Source organism: Neopararhizobium haloflavum (genome assembly GCF_002750855.1).
Lineage (GTDB): Bacteria > Pseudomonadota > Alphaproteobacteria > Rhizobiales > Rhizobiaceae > Georhizobium > Georhizobium haloflavum.
Window position 1 is genome coordinate 121,052 of the sequence record NZ_NWUC01000007.1, and the last position, 20,293, is coordinate 141,344.

20 protein-coding genes and 1 tRNA gene are annotated in these 20,293 nt (G+C 61.2%); 11 read left to right on the forward strand and 10 right to left on the reverse strand.

Translation table 11 applies throughout. The features are described 5' to 3' along the window. Positions 1-6: 6 nt before the first annotated feature. Positions 7-1,206, reverse strand: a complete 1,200-nt coding sequence (locus CN673_RS15610; protein ID WP_099867317.1) for a M24 family metallopeptidase — start codon at positions 1,204-1,206, stop codon at positions 7-9. 219 nt (positions 1,207-1,425) lie between these two features. Between CN673_RS15610 and eutB the strand changes: the two genes are divergently transcribed. From eutB to CN673_RS15625, 3 genes are all read left to right on the forward strand, one after another. Continuing rightward, a complete protein-coding gene (eutB, locus tag CN673_RS15615) occupies positions 1,426-2,439 on the forward strand; it encodes a hydroxyectoine utilization dehydratase EutB (RefSeq protein ID WP_099867318.1) in 1,014 nt (337 codons plus the stop codon). Further along, the gene (locus CN673_RS15620; protein ID WP_099867465.1) at positions 2,432-3,430 is read left to right on the forward strand and encodes a cyclodeaminase; all 999 of its coding nucleotides are present in this window, start codon (positions 2,432-2,434) and stop codon (positions 3,428-3,430) included. Before eutB ends, CN673_RS15620 begins: the two co-directional genes overlap by 8 nt. 114 nt (positions 3,431-3,544) lie before the next feature. Beyond that, positions 3,545-4,912, forward strand: coding sequence for an aspartate aminotransferase family protein (locus CN673_RS15625; protein WP_099867319.1), 1,368 nt, complete (start codon positions 3,545-3,547; stop codon positions 4,910-4,912). A gap of 23 nt (positions 4,913-4,935) precedes the next feature. Here the strand turns inward: CN673_RS15625 and CN673_RS15630 are convergent, their stop codons facing one another. After that, positions 4,936-6,153, reverse strand: coding sequence for an ROK family transcriptional regulator (locus CN673_RS15630; protein ID WP_245409944.1), 1,218 nt, complete (start codon positions 6,151-6,153; stop codon positions 4,936-4,938). Positions 6,154-6,369: 216 nt separating this feature from the next. Here CN673_RS15630 and CN673_RS15635 point away from each other — a divergent pair, with 216 nt between their 5' ends. The 4 genes from CN673_RS15635 to CN673_RS15650 all read left to right on the forward strand — a co-directional run bounded on the left by CN673_RS15635 (position 6,370) and on the right by CN673_RS15650 (position 10,026). Continuing rightward, complete coding sequence (locus CN673_RS15635; RefSeq protein WP_099867320.1) at positions 6,370-7,398, forward strand: sugar ABC transporter substrate-binding protein; 1,029 nt, start codon at positions 6,370-6,372, stop codon at positions 7,396-7,398. Between the two features lie 125 nt (positions 7,399-7,523). Beyond that, positions 7,524-8,615, forward strand: coding sequence for an ABC transporter permease (locus CN673_RS15640; RefSeq protein WP_099867321.1), 1,092 nt, complete (start codon positions 7,524-7,526; stop codon positions 8,613-8,615). After that, a complete protein-coding gene (locus CN673_RS15645; protein ID WP_370853060.1) occupies positions 8,591-9,397 on the forward strand; it encodes an ATP-binding cassette domain-containing protein in 807 nt (268 codons plus the stop codon). The genes CN673_RS15640 and CN673_RS15645 overlap by 25 nt, the downstream gene beginning before the upstream one ends. Next, a complete protein-coding gene (locus CN673_RS15650) occupies positions 9,397-10,026 on the forward strand; it encodes a nucleoside triphosphate hydrolase (RefSeq protein WP_099867322.1) in 630 nt (209 codons plus the stop codon). Before CN673_RS15645 ends, CN673_RS15650 begins: the two co-directional genes overlap by 1 nt. Before the next feature lie 17 nt (positions 10,027-10,043). Here CN673_RS15650 and CN673_RS15655 read toward each other — a convergent pair whose 3' ends face one another. The 4 genes from CN673_RS15655 to ectA all read right to left on the reverse strand — a co-directional run bounded on the left by CN673_RS15655 (position 10,044) and on the right by ectA (position 13,904). Further along, on the reverse strand, positions 10,044-11,516 hold the full coding sequence (locus CN673_RS15655) for an aspartate kinase (RefSeq protein WP_198586021.1): 1,473 nt from the start codon (positions 11,514-11,516) through the stop codon (positions 10,044-10,046). Between the two features lie 79 nt (positions 11,517-11,595). Continuing rightward, the gene (locus tag CN673_RS15660) at positions 11,596-12,000 is read right to left on the reverse strand and encodes an ectoine synthase (protein WP_099867323.1); all 405 of its coding nucleotides are present in this window, start codon (positions 11,998-12,000) and stop codon (positions 11,596-11,598) included. Positions 12,001-12,007: 7 nt separating this feature from the next. Next, positions 12,008-13,297: a diaminobutyrate--2-oxoglutarate transaminase gene (ectB, locus tag CN673_RS15665; protein WP_099867324.1), complete on the reverse strand. Its 1,290-nt coding sequence runs from the start codon at positions 13,295-13,297 to the stop codon at positions 12,008-12,010. Positions 13,298-13,355: 58 nt separating this feature from the next. Beyond that, positions 13,356-13,904 carry a diaminobutyrate acetyltransferase gene (gene ectA / locus CN673_RS15670; protein ID WP_099867325.1) on the reverse strand — a complete coding sequence of 183 codons (549 nt, stop codon included), beginning with the start codon at positions 13,902-13,904 and terminating at the stop codon, positions 13,356-13,358. A 264-nt stretch (positions 13,905-14,168) separates the two neighbouring features. Here ectA and CN673_RS15675 point away from each other — a divergent pair, with 264 nt between their 5' ends. Together CN673_RS15675 and CN673_RS20935 are read left to right on the forward strand one after the other, a co-directional pair. Further along, positions 14,169-14,642, forward strand: a complete 474-nt coding sequence (locus CN673_RS15675; protein ID WP_099867326.1) for a MarR family winged helix-turn-helix transcriptional regulator — start codon at positions 14,169-14,171, stop codon at positions 14,640-14,642. A gap of 70 nt (positions 14,643-14,712) precedes the next feature. Beyond that, entirely contained in the window at positions 14,713-14,922 is a 210-nt protein-coding gene (locus tag CN673_RS20935; RefSeq protein ID WP_157928922.1) for a YMGG-like glycine zipper-containing protein, read from the forward strand. 25 nt (positions 14,923-14,947) lie between these two features. Here CN673_RS20935 and CN673_RS15685 read toward each other — a convergent pair. Next, positions 14,948-15,024: transfer RNA gene (locus CN673_RS15685), tRNA-Arg, on the reverse strand. A 68-nt stretch (positions 15,025-15,092) separates the two neighbouring features. After that, complete coding sequence (locus CN673_RS15690) at positions 15,093-16,262, reverse strand: M20 aminoacylase family protein (RefSeq protein ID WP_099867328.1); 1,170 nt, start codon at positions 16,260-16,262, stop codon at positions 15,093-15,095. 272 nt (positions 16,263-16,534) lie between these two features. Between CN673_RS15690 and CN673_RS15695 the strand changes: the two genes are divergently transcribed. Then, complete coding sequence (locus tag CN673_RS15695; RefSeq protein ID WP_099867329.1) at positions 16,535-17,656, forward strand: D-alanyl-D-alanine carboxypeptidase family protein; 1,122 nt, start codon at positions 16,535-16,537, stop codon at positions 17,654-17,656. A 27-nt stretch (positions 17,657-17,683) separates the two neighbouring features. Further along, positions 17,684-18,763, forward strand: a complete 1,080-nt coding sequence (locus CN673_RS15700; protein WP_099867330.1) for a CobW family GTP-binding protein — start codon at positions 17,684-17,686, stop codon at positions 18,761-18,763. A gap of 13 nt (positions 18,764-18,776) precedes the next feature. Here the strand turns inward: CN673_RS15700 and CN673_RS15705 are convergent, their stop codons facing one another. Both CN673_RS15705 and CN673_RS15710 read right to left on the reverse strand, forming a co-directional pair. Further along, positions 18,777-19,019 (reverse strand): sulfurtransferase TusA family protein, encoded by a 243-nt coding sequence (locus CN673_RS15705; RefSeq protein ID WP_099867331.1) that lies wholly within the window; start codon positions 19,017-19,019, stop codon positions 18,777-18,779. Further along, the gene (locus CN673_RS15710; RefSeq protein WP_099867469.1) at positions 19,016-20,197 is read right to left on the reverse strand and encodes a L,D-transpeptidase family protein; all 1,182 of its coding nucleotides are present in this window, start codon (positions 20,195-20,197) and stop codon (positions 19,016-19,018) included. The genes CN673_RS15705 and CN673_RS15710 overlap by 4 nt, the downstream gene beginning before the upstream one ends. Between the last annotated feature and the right edge of the window lie 96 nt (positions 20,198-20,293).

Here is a 20,293-nt window from a genome sequence, read left to right on the forward strand (position 1 = left end):
TCGGCGTCAGTCCTTCACATACATCTTGCGCGGACGGTTGCAGAGACATTCAGCCGCCGCGCCCTCGCGGATCAGGATGCTCTCGGTAATCTCGAGCCCCCAATCCTTCATCCACAGGCCCGGCATGAAGTGGAACGTCATGCCCGCCTCCAGTATGGTGTCGTCGTTCTCACGGAACGATATCGTTCGTTCGCCCCAGTCGGGCGGATAGGAAATCCCGATGGGATAGCCGCAGCGCGCACCGCGATCGATACCGATCTTCTCCAGCTCGTAGTGGAAAGCGCGTGCGACATCGCCGGCTCGCGCGCCCGGACGCGCCGTTTCCAGCCCCGCTTCCAGCCCGAGGACCACGGCCATCTCCGCATCCAGCAGGTATTGCGGCGGCTTGCCGAGAAAGACAGTGCGGCAGAACGGGACGTGGTAGCGCCGATAGCATCCGGCAATCTCGAAGAAGGTAGCCTCGCCGCGCTTGAAGGGACTGGCGCTCCAGGTGAGGTGCGGCGCGGCGGCGTCCGAGCCGCTGGGCAACAGCGGCACGATGGCCGGATAGTCTCCCCAGATTCCCTCCTCGGTCCCGTCATCCAATCCCCGAATCGTATCGGCGTAGATATCAGCGACCAGATCGTTCTTCTTCATGCCGGGCTCGACGCGCTCGACGATGCCATCGACCACCTTCTCGGCCAGGAGCGCCGCCTTGCGCATGAAGCCGAGTTCCTCGTCCGATTTGACGGTGCGTTGCCAATTCACCAGGCCAGTTGCGTCGATGAACGAGGCGTGCGGCAGTTCGTATTCCAGTACGAGATAAGCCTTTGCGGAAAAATAGTAATTGTCGAGTTCAAGCCCGATGCGTGCCCCGGCGTGTCCCTTGTCGCGGATCAGCGCCGCCAGCGTCTGCATCGGGTGGTATTCCGGCGACTGGACGTAGTGGTCGGCATAGGGAATGCAGCGATCGTCATCCATGTAGACCGTGCGCACCGCCCCGTTCGCATCCTGCCCACGCCCCCACCAGACCGGGTCCTCGTCGTGAAAGATGAGGACGCCCTGATGCACGTAGAACGACCAGCCGTCATAGCCGGTGAGCCAAGCCATGTTGGACGGATCTTCGATGAAGAGGACTTCGATATCGCGCTGACGCATCGCGGCACGCACGAGTTGCAGCCGACGCTCATATTCGCCACGGCTGAAAGGCAATGCACTGGCAGGCATTGGATTTTCCCTGAGAATTGCTTGATTTCGGGCACCCTCGCCCAATGCCTACTACACATGCAGTCCACGCAACAACATGTCGGATAGCGACATCCTCACGCCATGATAGAACAGTGGCAATGTTGCCGCAGGGTTGCTTCGGTTGACAGCGGTCAACCGGGCGTGCTGCGTTCCGACAAATCTCGATACCAGGTGCCTTTGACGGGAACGTCCTTCGCCATGCCCACACTTGCCTTCTCGGATATCGAATCCGCGCAACGTGCCATCGCCGAAGTGGCATTACGGACGCCCTTGATCGCCGCGCCGGATCTTTCACGCAAGCTTGGCTGCGAACTGCTGCTCAAGCTCGAATCGCTTCAGCCTGTGGGAGCTTTCAAGCTGCGCGGCGCCGCCAACGCGATGGCAAAGCTCCCTGCAAACACCAGCGGCGTGACATGTTGCTCAACGGGAAATCATGGTCGTGCCGTCGCCTATTCCGCCAAGTCTCTCGGCATGCGCGCCGTAATCTGCATGTCGGAGCTCGTTCCCAAGGCGAAGGTCGACGGGATTCGCAAACTCGGCGCCGAAGTGTACATCCGCGGCCGCAGCCAGGACGATGCGCAGGAAGAGTGCCTGCGCCTCGCCGCCGCCGAGGGACTGGTGGAAATCCCTCCCTTCGATCATCCCGATGTGATCGCGGGACAGGCGACGATGGCAGTCGAGATGTTGGAGGATCGCCCCGATATCGAAACGCTGCTCGTGCCACTTTCCGGTGGCGGCCTTGCCGCCGGCGTCGCCTTCGCCGCCAAGACCATCAAGCCAGGCATCGAGGTCATTGGTGTTTCGATGGACCGCGGCGCGGCGATGCATGACAGCCTGAAGGCCGGCCGACCGGTCGCAGTGACAGAAGTGGCCAGCCTCGCCGATTCGCTGGGTGGCGGCATCGGACTTGAAAACCGCCACAGCTTCCCGCTTTGCCGGGACTATCTGGACAAGGTCGTTCTCGTCACCGAAGACGAGATCTATAGCGCAATGCAGGCCCTCTATTTTGAGGAGCGCCTGGTGGCCGAAGGTGCCTGTGTCGTCGGTATCGCAGCGATGATGGCTGGGAAGCTGACCCGGCTCAACGCCCCTGTCGCGACCATTATTACCGGGCGCAATGTTGATATGGACACGTTCGCCGCCGTCGTCGCCGGGCGTGACGTCTTGCTCGGTGACGTCACGATCAACGGAAAGGCATATGACCATGGCTGAGGCACGCGACATTTTCGTGCTGACCGAGCGTGACTTGCGCGAGGTGGTTCATCTCGATCTCGCGGCGATCGATATCGTGGAACAGGCCTTCGCTGCGCTGGCCTCCGGCGCGGTCGTCATGCCGCCCATCCTTTCGATGGACATTCCCGAAGCCAATGGCGAAGTCGACGTCAAGACGGCCTATATTCCTGGCTTCGACGGCTTTGCGATCAAGGTCAGCCCCGGCTTCTTCGACAATCCCAAGATCGGACTGCCGAGCCTCAACGGGCTGATGATCCTGTTCTCGGCAAAGACCGGACTGGTCGATGCACTGCTTCTCGACAATGGCTATCTGACCGATGTGAGAACGGCTGCCGCTGGCGCCGTCGCCGCCCGCCACATGGCACCTGAAAGGGTCGAGACGGCCGCCGTTTTCGGCACCGGGGTTCAGGCTCGTCTGCAGGTCAAGGCGGCCCATCTCGTACGCCCCTTCCAAAAGCTGATCGTCTGGGGCCGCGATCGGGCCAAGACCGAAGCTTGCGCGGCGGAATTGGGCGAGGCGCTGGGCATCGAGGCGCGCGCCGAGCCGGATGGCGAGAAGGCCGTCGGCGAAAGTCAGCTGGTCGTGACGACCACCCCGGCCCGAACGCCGATCCTCAAGGCCGAATGGCTGCATCCCGGTCTGCATATCACCGCGATGGGATCGGACAATATGGACAAGAACGAGCTCGATCCGGAGATCGTCGTGCGCGCCGACCGTTATATCGTCGACCGCGTCAGCCAGTGCGAAAAGCTTGGCGAGTTGCGCAGCGCCGTGGCCGCCGGGCTATGGACCGGCGAACCGCCAGCCGAACTCGGCGATATCGTTGCAGGCCGCATCGCCGGCCGATCCTCGCCGGAGGCGGTGACGGTCTGCGACCTCACCGGAACCGGAGCGCAGGACACCGCGATTGCGACATTCGCTCTCGGGGTTGCCAAAGCGGGGGGTAAGGGTTCAAAGGTGGCCGGATAGGCCCGCACAGCAAGTGACTGACGCGATTTCGCGCTACATGGGCCCGAAGGCCCGGCCGTAGCAGAAGGTTGCCGGCAAGAGGGCGCTGGAAACCGACGAAAAGACGGAGTCATCATGCTCAGGAACGATCAGCTCGATCAGTGGGATCGCGAGAATTTCTTCCACCCCTCGACGCACATGGGCCAGCACGAGCGTGGCGAGGCGGCAAACCGGATCATAACCGGTGGATCGGGCGTTTTTATCGAAGATCGCAACGGCACGAAGCTGCTTGACGGTTTTGCCGGGCTCTACTGCGTGAATGTCGGCTATGGCCGCCAGGAAATCGCCGAGGCGATCGCCGCCCAGGCGAAGGAACTCGCCTACTACCACGCTTATGTCGGCCACGGCACGGAAGCCTCGATCACACTCGCCAAAATGGTGATGGAGCGCATGCCCGAACATATGTCGAAGGTCTATTTCGGCCTCGGCGGCTCGGATGCCAACGAAACCAACATCAAGCTCGTCTGGTACTACAACAATATCCTTGGCCGGCCGGAGAAGAAGAAGATCATTTCGCGCTGGCGCGGCTATCATGGTTCCGGCCTGATGACCGGCTCGCTGACCGGTCTCACTCCGTTTCACAACAAATTCGATCTGCCGCTTTCTCAGGTCCTGCACACCGAGACCCCTTCCTATTTCCGCCGGCCGGACCTCGACATGAGCGAGGCCGACTTCGTCCAGCATTGCGTGGACAAGCTGGAAGAAATGATCGCCGCGGAAGGTGCCGACACGATCGCCGCCTTCATCGGCGAGCCGATCCTCGGCACGGGCGGCATCATTCCGGCGCCGGAAGGCTATTGGGCGGCGATCCAGAAAGTGCTCGAAAAGCACGACATCCTCCTGATCGCAGATGAAGTCGTGACCGGCTTTGGCCGCCTCGGCTCGATGACCGGCTCGAAGCACTACGGGATAAAGCCGGACATCATCACGCTGGCAAAAGGGCTGACCTCAGCCTATGCCCCCCTGTCAGGCTCCGTGATCTCCGATCGGATGTGGGACGTTCTGGTCAAGGGCTCCGACGAGATGGGGCCGATCGGCCACGGCTGGACCTATTCGGCGCACCCCATCGGCGCGGCCGCCGGGGTTGCCAATCTCAAGCTGGTCGACGAAATGGGACTCGTCGAGAACGCCGGCAAGGTCGGGCGATATCTGAACGACAAGATGAAAGACGCCTTGTCCGCTCACCAGAAGGTCGGGGACGTGCGAGGCGAAGGCATGCTGTGCGCCGTCGAGTTCGTGGACGACAAGACCAGCCGCACCTTCTTCGACGCTGGCCGCAAGATTGGACCGGCAATGGCGGCGGCGGTGCTGAAGAACGGCGTCATCGGCCGCGCCATGCCCCAGGGTGACATCCTCGGCTTCGCGCCCCCGCTCTGCCTGACCGAGGCTGAAGCCGACCAGATCGTCGACGCGACGAAGAAGGCCGTCAAGGAAGTCTTCTGAGGTTGCTCGATGCGCGGGGTCGTTCAGGCCTCGCGCATCAGCGTATGCTGATCGATCAGATATTTGTCGGAAAGCGGCAGGCTTGCCGCTCCGAGGGCCCGCGCGATGGGCCCAACCGTACCTGCCTCGATCGCCGGCACGTCCAGACCCTGGAGGTCGAGCGCGAGTACGGCGCGCCGGGTTTCTTCCACCAGCCTTTCCCGCACGGCAGACGGCATTCCACCGTCCAGCACCACCGTTTCGAAATCGATGATGGAGACGGAGGCGACGATCGCGTGGGCGAGGCCGCGTGCAACCACGGTCAGCCAGCGGGCGACGTGAACTTCAAAGCCGCTCCAATCGTCCGGCGTACGCCAAAGCGGTGACGGATCGATGCCATCTGCGATCAGCATCCCTTCAAGCACCATCAGCGAGGCCTGGTCAATCAGTTGCTCGGAGTTGCCATCGCGTCCCGGCACCGGCATCGACCCGAGAGCACCGGCATTGCCGCTGCGCCCGGCATAGAGACTGCCGTTCAAGACGATCCCGCCGCCAATGAAGGTGCCGATATAGAAATAGATGAAGTCCTGGCGCGCGCCATGATGCCCGAAGATGAGCTCGGCCGCGCACGCCGCCGTGGCGTCGTTCTGCAAGTAGACGGGATAGCTTGACATGCCAGCGATCTCGCTTCGCAGATCGATCCGTCGCCATCTGTCCATAACCGCTCGCGGTGCGCCGATTTCCTCGTGCCAGTTCCAGAGCTGATACGGCATCGCAATACCGATGCCGGCGACGCGGTCTCTCAACCCTTCATCCAGGACCGACGTCATCTGCGCCAGTGCATTACGGACGAACGCGATGATCGCATCGGGCTCGGGATAGGCATAACCGATATGAAGCGCATGGCGCACACAACCAAGGAAGTCGATCAGCACGAGATCTGCACTGCGCCGGCCGACCTTCAAGCCTATGAAAAAAGCACCATCGCCATTGATGGAGAGCGGTACGGACGGTTGACCCACCTTGCCGCGGATCGGCTCACCGCGTTTCAGCAGCTCCTCACCCTCCAAGGCCCGCATGATGACGGAAATCGTCTGAGCGGACAGCCCTGTCATCTGAGCGATCTCGGTCTTGACCAATACGCCGTGGCGGCGAACGAGGCTCAGCACCAGCCGCTCGTTATAGGCACGCATGCCGCTCTGATTGGAGCCACGCAATTGCTGCAAGGTGCCAGGCTCGTTGAGCCCGCTGGAAACTGCCATCAACGCTCCTCCCCCGGGCCGACGCGGCCGGATCGCTTCTATCACGAACCGAGCGATTGGCGAGAGGATGCCGACGCGTCGACTGACTGTCAATAACTAAATAAGAGTGATTTATTTATTGACAGTCCTATTGGGATGCTGTTTTCTTTTCGTCGGATGCCGATGGAGGAGTCTTCGGCACCTGGCCCGCGGGCCAGCCATTTCGGGAGGATTGAAATGAAACGCCAAGCTCTCATTGCATCGACGGCTCTTGCCGCTGCACTCGCGTTCGCCGCGCCCTCGCATGCGCAGGACGAGCAGGTCAGCGCCTGCCTGATCACCAAGACCGACATCAACCCATTCTTCGTCAAGATGAAGGAAGGCGCGACAGCAAAGGCCGAGGAGCTCGGGATGGAACTGGCGACCTATGCCGGCCGGGTCGATGGCGACCACCAGACGCAGGTACAGGCGGTCGAAACCTGCATCGCATCGGGCGCCGACGGCATTTTGATCACCGCATCGGACACAAAGGCGATCGTCGATGTCGTTCAGACGGCTCGCGACAACGGCATTCTCGTCATTGCACTCGACACTCCCCTTGAGCCGATCGATGCAGCTGATGCCACCTTCGCCACGGACAATTTCAAGGCGGGAGAACTGATTGGACAGTGGGCAGCCGCGCAGTTGGGCGACGAGGCCGCCAATGCCAAGATCGCCATGCTCGATCTTTCCCCCAGTCAGCCGTCCGTCGACGTTCTGCGCAACCAGGGCTTCCTTCAGGGTTTCGGCATCGACCTCAACGACGAGAACCTGATCGGCGACGAGGAGGACGAACGCATAGTCGGCAACGACGTCACCTCCGGCAATGAAGAAGGTGGCCGGCGCGCGATGGAAAACCTGCTCCAGGTCGATCCGGAGATCAACGTCGTCTACACCATCAACGAGCCCGCCGCGGCTGGAGCATACGAGACGCTTCGCTCGTTCGGACGCCAGGATGAGGTGATCGTCGTATCGGTGGACGGCGGCTGCCCGGGTGTCCAGAACGTGCAAGAGGGGATCATCGGCGCCACCTCGCAGCAGTATCCGCTTGAAATGGCTGCGCTCGGTATCGAGGCGATCGCCAACTTCGCCCGCACCGGCGAAACGCCCGAACCGTCCCCCGGTCTCGACTTCTATGACACCGGTGTCCAACTCGTAACGGACACGCCGGTCGAGGGCCTGGAATCGATCAGCGTCGAGGAAGGTCTCGAACTCTGCTGGGGCTGACGGCGCCTTGCGGGCAGGCGGATACAGGCCTGCCCCTCGCCTGGCGCTGAGTGCGCCATGCCAATCAGGCTGCAATTGCGCTACACTGCTGGTTCCGCAGGGACTGGAGTGGCGGGAGGATTTTCATGACGAGCTCAGTCGACACCGCGCCGGCGGCGCGGGGTGCACAGGCCTATGAAGAAAGCCTTGAACAGAGCGACCGCAGCCTTGCGGAGTTCGAGGCACGACACCAATCGGCGCTCGATCGCATCCAGCATTTCCTTCACGGCTACCCCACCATGGTGCCGGTCATCGTGCTCCTGGTGAGCGTCCTCGCCTTCGGCATCGTCGCCGGCGACCGCTTTTTCTCTGCCTTCAACCTCTCGCTCATCATGCAGCAGGTCTCCATCATCGGGATACTGGCGGCAGCGCAGAGCCTCGTGATCCTCACCGCCGGCATCGATCTGTCGGTGGCGGCCATCATGGTCTTAATGTCGGTGATCATGGGCAATCTGGCGGTCAGCATGGGAGTGCCGACCCCCATCGCCTTGCTGGTCGGGTTTGCTGGCGGCACGGCAGCGGGCGCCCTCAACGGACTGTTGGTGACCCGCCTGAAACTGCCGCCCTTCATCACCACACTCGGCACTTGGAACATTTTCTTCGCGCTGAACCTCTGGCTCTCCGGCGCCCAGTCGATCCGCAGTCAGGACATCGATGAACAGGCGCCCATCCTCAAGATCTTCGGCGAGAACTTCGGCATGTTCGGAGCCCAGTTCTCCTATGGCTCCGTGCTGATGGTGCTGATCTTCGCCGCACTCTGGTATCTCCTGAACAGGACCGCATGGGGACGCCACGTCTATGCCGTCGGCGACGACAAGGAAGCCGCCGAACTGGCCGGCATCCGCACCAACCGGACGCTGGTGTCCGTCTATGCCCTGGCAGGGCTTGTCTGTGCACTCGGCGCTTGGGCGTCCATCGGCCGCGTCGGCTCCGTGTCCCCGCAAAGCTTCTACGAAGGCAACCTCCAGTCGATCACGGCTGTGGTCATCGGCGGGATTTCGCTCTTCGGAGGCCGCGGCTCCATCATGGGACCATTGATCGGGGCGTTGATCGTCGGCGTCTTCCAGTCGGGGCTTCGCCTCGTCGGTGTCGACGTGCTCTGGCAGGTTTTCGCGATCGGCTGGCTGATCATCATCGCCGTCGCCATCGACCAATGGATCAGAAAGGTATCGGCATGAGCGAGAACGTACCCATCCTTTCCGCCCGTGGCCTCGTCAAGCGCTACGGCCGCGTGACTGCCCTCGACCGCGCCGATTTCGATCTCTACCCCGGTGAGATCCTGGCCGTCATCGGCGACAACGGTGCCGGAAAATCCTCGCTGATCAAGGCCCTCTCGGGCGCTGTATCGATTGATGAGGGCGACATGACGCTGGAGGGGCGCCCCATGCGGTTCTCCTCGCCCATGGAAGCGAGAGATGCAGGCATCGAAACCGTCTATCAGACGCTCGCGCTCTCACCTGCGCTGTCGATCGCCGACAACATGTTTCTTGGCCGCGAAATCCGCAAGAAGGGGCCACTCGGATCCATCTTCAAACTGCTCGACCGCGCAGAGATGGAGAAAGTGGCACGCCAGAAGCTCTCCGACCTCGGCCTGATGACCATTCAGAACATCGCGCAACCCGTGGAAACGCTGTCGGGAGGCCAAAGGCAAGGTGTTGCCGTCGCGCGGGCCGCAGCATTCGGCTCGAAGGTGATCATCATGGATGAGCCGACGGCGGCGCTCGGCGTGAAGGAGTCACGCCGCGTTCTTGAATTGATCCTGGACGTCAAGCGGCGTGGGATTCCGATCGTTCTGATCTCCCACAACATGCCGCATGTCTTCGAGGTTGCCGATCGAATCCATATCCACCGTCTCGGCCGCCGGCTATGCGTCATAAAGCCAAAGGACTACTCGATGTCCGATGCGGTTGCGTTCATGACAGGTGCCAAGACGCCGCCGGAAGAAGCGATTGCCGCCTGATGCGTGATATGGCGGGCATTGCAGAAGGGCTGCTCGCCGGCGCCAGGGCGTCGCAGCGGCGATTGATCGTGGCGATTGCCGGGCCGCCGGGCTCGGGCAAATCGACCATATCCGAAGCGCTGCGCAAGGCCATCGACGACCGGGAGCCCGGCAGCGCCATCATAGTGCCGATGGATGGCTTTCATCTCGACAACGTCGTGCTCGATCACCGTGGCCTGAGGCACCGCAAGGGTGCACCGGAGACATTCGATGCGGCGGGTTACTGCGAAACGATGCGCAGAATCGCCGAGCGGCCGCAGCTTTCAGCCGCCTATCCGGTCTTCGACCGTCATCTCGATCTCGCACGCGCCGGAGCGGGCATCGTCGATCCCGGCCATCGCATCGTTCTGACGGAGGGCAATTACCTCTTGATCGACGCAGCACCTTGGAGCGAGCTTCGCACGCTCTTCGAGCGGACCATCTGGCTCGATGTGGCCGACGATGTTCTGGAGGAACGACTTGTTCGTCGCTGGCTGTACCATGGGTTGGGGCGGCAGCAGGCGATAAAAAAGGCGCTCGACAACGATATGCCGAACGCCAGGTTTGTGAAGCAGAATTCGCGGCGGGCAGACATCACCATCAATGGCTGACCGCCTTAGTCAGCCTTTCAAGCGACAGCCTTGAGCTCGACCTCGCCGGCCCTTTCGATAAGGACCGAATGGAGGCTCTTGACGGCTGCGTTCATCGATTCCTGATCGACGACGAACTGCACATCGACGCCTCGCCCGGTTTCATGCGCTCCGAGCGGCTCGATACCCGCTTCCTTCAGTGCCACCAGCGAGTTGAGCATGACATCCAGTCCGCGCAGCTCGCGGCCGATTGCAGACACGATCGCAACCTTGCGCATCTTGATCTGCGCAGAAGGGTAAACCTTCGCAATGTCGCGCTCGACGCGGCGAATGGCCTTGAGCGAGCCTTCCAGATAGTGCGTGATCGTGTTGGCGTTGGATGTCTTGGCGACGATCCAGACCTTGTGACGCGTCAGCGCTTCGAGAATGGTGGCGTCATAGCCCTTGACCCCGACCATGTCCTGCTCGAAGACTTCGAGCGCGATCACGGGAAGACCGGTGATGATCTCGACCCGCGGCTCGCTCGCCGGCTCCGCATCGATCAGCGTACCAGGGTCGTGCGGTTCGAATGCGTTGGCTACCCGCAGCGGAATGCCCGCCTGGCGCAACGTCTTCGCTGCCTTCGGATGGATGGCCTCCATGCCCATGTTCGAAAGCTGATCCGCCACGTCGTAGTTGGTACGGCCGATCTTCTGGACCGCATCGACACCCACCAGCTTGGGGTCCGCGCTGGAGAGGTGAAACTCCTTGTGGATCACTGCCTCGCGCGCCCCGGTGATCGCTGCCGTGTGAGCGAACGTCACCTCCGAATAACCACGGTCGAACTCGCGCATCAGACCTTCCATGCACTGGGCATAGCCGGTCACGATGGGCAATTCGCGGGCGAAATCGACCTCGGCGAAAGCGTCCGAGATGCGCTGCCCGAGGTCGGGATGATTCTCGTCACGCCAGCCCGTCAGGTCCACGAAACGTGCATTGACGCCATGTCGGCGAAGCAGAAGCGTCGTGACAAAAGCCGAATGCGCCTCGCCCAGGCCCGACAGAAGTTCGCGGGTCGTCAGCATGTGCTCTTCTAGGCGGAAATGTCCGTAGGAGCACAGCCTCTGGAGATCCAGAAGGCAGGTTCTCGCGCCCTCGATCCGCTCACGAACGAAATCATCGGCAACGCGGCGATCACCGCCATCATCGAGGATTTCCGCGTTCATGTCGCGCATCATGATGCTGACGCGGCCAAGGGCATCCATCCAACCGTGATCGTTGTCGGCGTTGGAGAACAGCGCATAGACACCCGGCTCGTCGGTCTTCTTGTGCTCCAGCAGGGCGTTTGTCATGCCGGCATAAGCTGAGACGACGAAGACGCGATTGTAGAGCGCTTCGCCTTCCCGATCGCCAATGAAGATGCTGTCGAGCAGCTCTCGCGACCGGCTGATCGACGTGCCGCCGATCTTCTCGACGGTGTGGTTGCCGTTCGGCTTTTCTTCCGTCATCGTCTTGTCGGTATCAGTCGTCATCTTTGTCGATATTGCGCCGGTGCATGTCGGCAGCCGGCGCCCTCTCCATTGAAATAAAGGCGGCTGGGGGTCCGGATCGTCAGGCCGATGCCGCCGCAACCTCGTCGGCGCTCGCATAGGAACCGTCGGCACGATGAACCTCGTTGCCCGTTACCGGCGGATTGAACACGCAAGCCATCGTCATCTCGGTCTTGCCGCGCAGGATGTGCTTGTCGTTCTTGTTGAGCGCATACATCACACCCGGCCTGATCTCGTGAACCTCGCCGGTTGCGACATCCTCGATAGAACCCTCCCCAGCGACGCAATAAACGCTCTCCAGGTGGTTCTTGTAGTGAAAGTGCAACTCGGTATCAGCGTAGATCGTCGTGATATGGAAGCTGAATCCCATGTTGTCGCCGGCCAGGAGCAGACGAACCGAATTCCATCCGTCCGAATCAACCCGCCGCTCGGTGTTCTTTGCTTCGTTGAAGTCTCTTACGATCATGGCCGGTTTACTCCGCTGCAATCTTGTTGGGGGCGACGATTTCGCTGACCGCGGCCTCGAGAATGTCGAGGCCGCTTGCGAGTTTTTCCTTCTCGATCGTCAGCGGCGCCAGAATCTTTACGACTTCGTCGTGGGCACCCGACGTCTCGATGATGAGACCGTTCTGGAAGCACCACTTGCAGATATCGGATGCGAGCTCGCCGGTGCCGACATCGATGCCGCGCATCATTCCGCGGCCCTTGAGGCGTGAACCGGGAACCATCGATGCGATGGCATCAAGGCGGTCTTTCAGATAGTCGCCCTTGGCCTGAACTTCCTTCTGGAAGGCATCGTCGGTCCAGAACTTCTCCAGTGCCACACGCGCCGTAACGAATGCATGGTTGTTGCCGCGAAACGTGCCGTTGTGCTCGGCCGGGCCCCAGATATCATGCTCGGGCTTGATGAGGACAGCCGAGAACGGCAGGCCGAAGCCCGAAAACGATTTCGCCATCGTTACGATGTCGGGCGACACGCCCATCTCCTCGAACGAGAAGAACGTCCCGGTTCGGCCGCAGCCTGCCTGGATATCGTCGATGATTAACAGAGCGCCGTGCGCCCTCGCGATCTCTTCGACGCGCTTCACCCAAGGCGCCGAAGCGGCGTTGAGGCCACCTTCGCCCTGAACGGTTTCCAGCAGGATCGCAGCTGGGCTGTCGATACCCGAGGACGGGTCGTCGAGCATCTTTTCGAGCATCGCCGCAGTATCAATGCCATCGCCATGATAAGCATCGAAAGGCGCACGCTGAACATTGGCCAAAGGCGCGCTGGCACCGCCGCGATGATAGCCGTTCCCTGTCGCGGCAAGCGCGCCCATCGTCACCCCGTGGAACCCGTTTGTGAACGCGATGATGTTGGTGCGGCCCGTCACCTTGCGGGCGAGCTTCATCGCGGACTCAACGGCATTCGCACCCGTCGGGCCGACGAACTGGACCTTGTAGTCCATCCCGCGCGGCTTCAGGATGATCGACTCGAAGGCGGACAGGAAGTCTGCCTTCGCCTCGGTGAACATGTCGAGGCCATGCGTGACGCCATCCTTGGAGATGTAGTCGATCAGCGCGGCCTTCATGTCCGGATCATTGTGGCCGTAGTTCAGCGACGAGCAGCCGGCCAGAAAATCGATATATGTCTTGCCGCTCTCGTCCGTCAGCGTCGCGTTCTGCGCGCTCGAGAAAACGTTCGGAAAGCTGCGGCAATAGCTGCGCGATTCTGACTCGCGGCGTTCGAAAATTGTGGGCTGTTTCATAGTGACAGTCGTCATAATTCCACTCCAATCATTGGATTGGTTTCAAGAAAATTGGCGTGTGATTGGCCTGATATCAGGCCGCGAAAGCGATCTTGACGGCCGCTTCGAAGGTGATCGTCACCATATGCTCGGTGTCGTGCTCGCCATCGAAATGCTCTTCCTCGCGGAAATGCGGCTGATCCTTGATCGTTGCACCACAGAAGCGTGCGAAGGAGCGGAAAAGCGCCCAGCTCGCGTCGTTATCCTTGGTGATCGTCGTCTGAAGCTGCTCGACCTGCGCGCAGTCCTCTCGGCGCATCAGCTCGCGCAGCATCTTCTTGGCGATTCCGCGCCCGCGCGCCTTCTCCGACACGGCCACCTGCCAGACGAAGAACGTCTTGTCGTCGTCTGGCGGAAGGTAACCAGAGATCCAGCCGACGATCTCTCCATCGAGTTCCGCCAGGACACAGGTGTCGGCAAAGTGGTCGCACTGCAGAAGATTGCAGTACATGGAATTCTCGTCGAGCTTGCCGGAATCGGCAATCAACCGCCAAACGTCAGAGCCGTCCGACTTGGTCGGCTTGCGGAAGCTGATGTCTCCGGCGCCCGCCTTGCGCTCAAGCTTGATCGTGTTGTCGGCCATCCCGTCCACTCTCCTTGCATTTAATTCGTAGGCCGAAATATACGGACCTATCCGACAACTTCAACAATCACGGGACATTTCGGTCATATTTTACAGCTTTACCAGGGTTCCAAGGATTATACGTTTTATTTCACCCCGGATTCGCTTCGATCGGCGAAATATTTTTCGCCTTGCTCTGGAAAAATTAATTCGGCAAACGAACTATCATTCTCGAATGCGGGCCTGACGCCCGTCCCACCGCTCTGAATTTCGGATACCGGCCCCGTGGAAAACAGGACACAAGAAAGCCTCATCGCACTCCGCAGAATTTTGCGGGCGAGCGACCACCACGCCAAGGCCCTTTCCCGCAGGACGGGACTGACCACTCCACAGTGGATCGTCCTTCAGATTCTGGGGGAGGTTGGCGAGACGACGCCGAAGGAGATCGCCGCGAGGGCCCGCATCAGCCAGGCCACCGTCACCGCCCTTCTCGATAAACTGCAGTCGCGCGGGCTGACGCAGCGAACCCGCGGGCAGACAGACCGCCGACAGGTCTGGATAACCCTCACGGACAGCGGCAGGGCGACGATGGCCTCGGCGCCCGACGCGCTGCAACAGATGTTCGCGGTCAAATTCGAGGCACTTCCCGATTGGCAGCAGGCAATGCTCGTCGCCTCTCTTGAGCATGTGGCCAGCCTGTTGAATGCGGCGGAGATAGATGCCGCCCCTCTTCTTGACAGCGCCGCGATAGACCACTGACGGATGCGCGGGGAACCATCGCACGATCGGCGGAGTTCAATGCTCCAGGGACATGTGTGGAGCTGAACCGATGACCAGACAAATCAAGATACTCTCAATTCTCGGATGCGTTGCGCTGGCGACCGCCGGATGCACGACAAACCAGAAAGCCGTGGGTGGCGCCGTTGCAGGCGGCGTTGGCGGCGCGGTCGTCGGTGATGCCATCGCCGGCACGGGTGGGGCAATCGTCGGGGGTGTTGGCGGCGCGGTAGCCGGCAGCGCGATCGGCCGCAACCTTTAAGCCGGATCGGCGAGCGACAAGGCAATGGTGATCCCGACTGGATTCGAACCAGTGACCCTCAGATTAGGAATCTGATGCTCTATCCTGCTGAGCTACGGGACCACGCCCCGATCCATAATCCAGACGCGCCGCTTCGCCAAGCCCTTGGCGCTTAGCGGCGCGTGGCGACATCATTGACCGAGACGCTGCTCGGCAAGCCTGACCCAATAGGAAATCCCGTGCGGGATGACATCATCGTTGAAATCGTATCGCGGATGATGGAGACCGGCGGAGTCTCCGTTGCCGATAAAGATGAATGATCCGGGCCGGGAATTCAGCATGTAGGAGAAATCTTCTCCTCCCAGCATCGGATTGATCGCGCGGTCCACCTTGTCGGCGCCGGCGACGTCTGTCGCCGCGCTGAGCGCGTTGTCGGTTTCCCCGTCGTGATTGACCGTCACCGGGTAGTTTCGATCGTACCAGATGGAAACCGTGGCGCCATGACTGCTGGCAATTCCCTCGCAAATCTGACGGATACGATTTTCACCGAGATCGCGGTTGGCCTCCGAAAGGGACCGAACGGTCCCGGCAAACACCGCCTCTTCCGGAATGACATTGTGGGCAAATCCCGCATTGATCTTCGTGACCGACACGACGATCGCGTCCACGGGATTGGCATTGCGCGAGGAAATCGTCTGCAGCGCCTGGACCATCTGGGCCGCCATGACGATGGGATCGATTGTTTCGTGGGGCATGGCCGCATGTCCGCCGCGCCCCTTGACCGTCACGCGAAACTCGTCGGTTGCCCCCATGATCGGACCTTTTCTCCCCGCGAACTGACCGACGGGCAAACCTGGCAGATTGTGCATGCCATAGACTTCGGCGATGCCGAACCGTTCCATCATGCCATCCCTGACCATCTCGTTGCCGCCGCCGCCGCCTTCTTCGGCCGGCTGGAAGATCACCGCGACCGAACCGGAGAAGTTGCGTGTCTCTGCCAGATACTTGGCAGCACCGAGCAACATGGCCGTATGCCCGTCATGGCCGCAAGCGTGCATCTTGCCGGAGACGGTCGAGGTCCAGGCGACGCCGCTTTCCTCCTTGATGGGCAGGGCATCCATGTCGGCGCGCAGACCGATCGTCCGCTCGCCCGCCCCTTGACGATCGCCGCGAATGATACCGACGACACCCGTGCGCCCCAGACCGCGCACCACTTCATCACAGCCGAAGGCTTCAAGCTTCTTCGCAACGAAATCGGCTGTCTCATGAACGTCGAAGAGGAGTTCCGGCTTGGCGTGCAGGTTGCGGCGCCATTCGGCGACTTCATCCTGCAATTCTGCGGCGCGGTTGAGAATGGGCATCAATTGGTCCTATCGTGCGCGTGTCGTCCTTGCCTTGAAGGCAGAGCTCAACGATATGTGAACCGGGCGGGCGTCAGGATCAATGGGGCTCTGCCATCGCGCTGCCATATAGGCCGCGTAACGGCATCGCCTTGCCACAATCGTTAAGAACCGGGACCAGTTTCTTGGCTTTGATATACGCAATTCGCACTTCTAGCACTGTAGCCGCTCGCCTCTGCCTCACCGCCGTCCTCTTGTCGACCGTCGCGCTGCCGGCTTTCTCGGCGCCGCGGATGCTGGTGGATGTGGAGACGGGCGAGGTTCTTCAACATGAAGAGGCTTTCAAACGCTGGTACCCTGCTTCCTTGACGAAACTGATGACCGCCTATGTGGCTTTCAGGGCTATCGAGAGCGGTGATCTGGAGATCACCTCCCCTGTCACGCTGAGTGCCAAGGCCGCCGCCGAGCCGCCGAGCAAGATGTATTACGGCGAAGGCGCGACGATGACCCTCGACACCGCGCTCAAGATCATCATGGTCAAGTCGGCCAACGACGTCGCTGCCGCCATTGGCGAATCCGTCGCCGGCAACCGCCGGGACTTCATCGAGCGGATGAACAGCGAGGCGCGCCGTCTCGGCATGTCCGACACGCATTTCATCAATCCGCACGGCCTGCCCGGAGAGGGGCAATACACCACGGCTCGTGACATGGCGGTGCTCGCGCGCGCCCTGAAGCGCGATTTCCCGCAATACGGCTCGTATTTTTCGATCGAGGCGATCGAGACGGGCGACAACATCTACCCCAACTACAACATGCTGATCGGGCGCTACCCGGGCGCTGACGGCATGAAGACGGGCTTCATCTGCTCTGCCGGATTCAACCAGGTCTCGTCTGCGCATCGCGGCGATCGATCCGTCATTTCCGTCGTTTTCGGAGCGGAAAGTCTTGCCGATCGCGCTGAGCAGTCGGCGCGCCTGCTCGAAGAGGGCCTTTCCGGCGAGGCGACCGGGAGCGGAGTGAAGTTGATGGACCTTGAGCCCTACGGCGAGAACCGGACGGTCGTTGCCGATCTGCGGGAGGAAATCTGTTCTCCCGAGGCGGCCCAGACCCGCGCCGAAGGACGCGACGATGATGGCGACCTGATCCTGAACTCCAAATACATCCTCCCGCTGGAACGTGAGTTGGAGCCGGTCGCCGTCGCACTCGGCGGAACAGATGGCCGCGTTGCAGCCATCGAAGTGGACATGCCGATTCCCACGCCACGCCCACGGCTGGTCGAGCTTGAAGAAAGCCCGGAAGTATCGGAGACGGCCGAGCTGGTTGCATCGGAAACCGAGACCACGACAGTGAGCACGACGGACGGGCTGAGACCATCCCTCGACGTACCCCTGCCCAGCCCGCGCCCGTCCTTGTAGGCGCCCCCCCGACACAAGAGCCAAAGCATGGACACGATCGAGGTTTCAGTTCTCACCGGCTTTCTCGGCTCGGGAAAAACAACGCTGCTGAACAGGCTCCTCAAGGATCCAACCGTCCGCGATACCGCCGTGATCATCAACGAGTTTGGCGACGTTGCGATCGATCACCTTCTTGTGGAGCAGTCGTCCGACGGCGTTATCGAACTGTCCGACGGCTGCCTTTGCTGCAGCATACGCGGAGAACTGATCGATACGCTCGCCGATCTCGTAGATCGCGTGCAGACCGGCCGGATCGCGGCGCTTTCGCGCATCGTCATTGAGACGACGGGGCTCGCCGATCCCGCGCCGGTTCTTCAGGCGGTCATGGGCCACCCGGTTCTGTCCGACAATCTAAGGCTGGATGGGGTGATCGTCACTGTCGACGCTGCCAACGCGATGACCACGCTCGACCAGCACGAAGAAGCGGTCAAGCAGGTGGCTGTCGCTGATCGCCTCGTTTTGACGAAGACCGAGCTTGCCGAAGCAAGCACGCTGCAAACGCTGATGGATCGGCTCGCCGCCCTCAATCCCGGCGCGCCGGTTCTTCGCGCCGATGCGTCAGCCTCAGAACTCTTCCATTGCGGACTTTACGATCCGTCGACCAAGAGCCTCGACGTTCAACGCTGGCTGCGCGACGAGGATCTGCAAAGCCAAAGGCACAACCATCATCACCATGACGTCAACCGGCACGACGACCGCATCCGCGCCTTCAGCCTGACACACGACCGTCCTGTTTCGCCGGACACGCTTGAAATGTTCATCGACCTGTTGCGCTCGACGCATGGCGAACGGCTGCTGCGCTTGAAGGGCATCGTCGGCTTGAGCGATGCACCGGACCGACCGGTCGCGATCCATGGCGTTCAGAGCGTCTTCCATCCACCGGCCCGCCTGCCGGCCTGGCCGGTAGGCGCGGACAGACTGACGCGGCTTGTCGTGATCACTCGCGACATTGAAGAGGCTTATGTGCGCGATCTCTTCAACGCTTTCGTGGGCAGGCCAGCGACCGACCGGCCCGATCGCGCTGCGCTGGAAGAAAATCCGCTCGCGGTGCCCGGTCACAAATTCTGATCGCCGCGCCGGTTCAGGCTTTCTCGATAAGAAAACGGTGGCCACCTTCCACCGCTTCGGTGCGGACCAACCGATGCCCGGCTTCGCTGCAAAAGTGGGGCACGTCGATCACCGCCATGGGATCGGTGGTCTCGACCCATAACGTCGAGCCCGAAGCCATGCCCGCCAAGCGCTTGCGCACCTTCAGGACGGGCAAGGGGCATTTCAGGCCGCGAAGATCGTAGATGTCGCTCGGGTCGCCGGCTGCCGCCGTCAATTGCGACTCCAGAGATTCCAGAACGGCTTGTCAGCCTCAGCCGTCTGCTGCATCGCCGGCGCCGGAGCGGGCGCCGCGGCCGCATTGTCCGACGGCATCGGCACGGGCGCGGGGCTGGCCTCAGGCGTCGGAATGGATGCGGCGCCGGCCTGCGGAGCGGGCGCCGGAATGACCTCGGTTTCCATATCGAGCGTGGTCGGCGAAGGCTGCGGCAATGTGGGGGCCTGTGCCGGCGTCTCCACTGCGCTTGAGGCGGGCGCTGCGACTGGGGCAGTTCCCGCCTTCGGGCCGGTGCCCATCAGGCTCGAAAACGGACTGGAGGACTTACCCGTCAGCTTGCGCACTGCGTCATCATACGCCTTCTCATAAGCCTGGACGTAGCTGGAATATGCCACTTCCAAGGACTGGGGCGTTGTCGTCTGCGGGCACTGCGCCCGGGCATCGAACACCGCATCATTGGTCGTGGCCATGCGATTGAAGACGTATTTCTGCTCGCAGACGTCGACCTTTGGCGGTGTCTTGGTCAATTCGAAATGGTCGTAGCCGACCTTGAGCATCTTCCAGAATTCGTAGTTCGGGTTGTCGCGATTGCGCGCCATGTTTTCCGCCGTCATGCGGAAGGGGAACGCCTGGACCTGAAACGCATCCTGCCCGCCACGAAACGCTTCACGTGCAAAAGCGTAGATCTCCAAAACGTTCTCGTCGCTCATCGAATAGCAGCCGGCCGACGAACAGGCCCCATGCACCATCAGGTTGGACCCGGTGCGCCCATGCGACCTGTCGAACTTGTTCGGGTAGCCGAGGTTGAAGGAAAGATAGTAGCTGGAATTCGGGTTCATCTGGTGCCGCGACACCGTATAGAAGCCCTCTGGCGCCTGCCGGTCGCCTTCCTGGCGCTTCGGACCCAGCGCGCCCGACCACTTGCAAATCTCGTATTCGGCGATCTTTTCGTAGCGGCCAGACGATTTGGCCTTCCAGATTTCAAGGAGATTCTCTTCCTTGAATATCCGCATCATGATCGGCGACTGTTCGGTCATGCCGTAGGCCTGCATCCGGCTGACGACCTTCGTCGGAAGCGGATGCTCGACCTTGTTGGAAACACTCGAAAGGGTGTCGTTGCACGCTGCGAGCGTGAAACACATCCCCGAAATCATCAGCAGCCGATGCCAGCCTTTCATGACGGCAACCACCCTTTGCCCAGAGCTATGCGGCTATCCCCGCGACCATTTGGAATGATCTCAATAGGCTGAATACAGTTCATAAATCCTTATCGC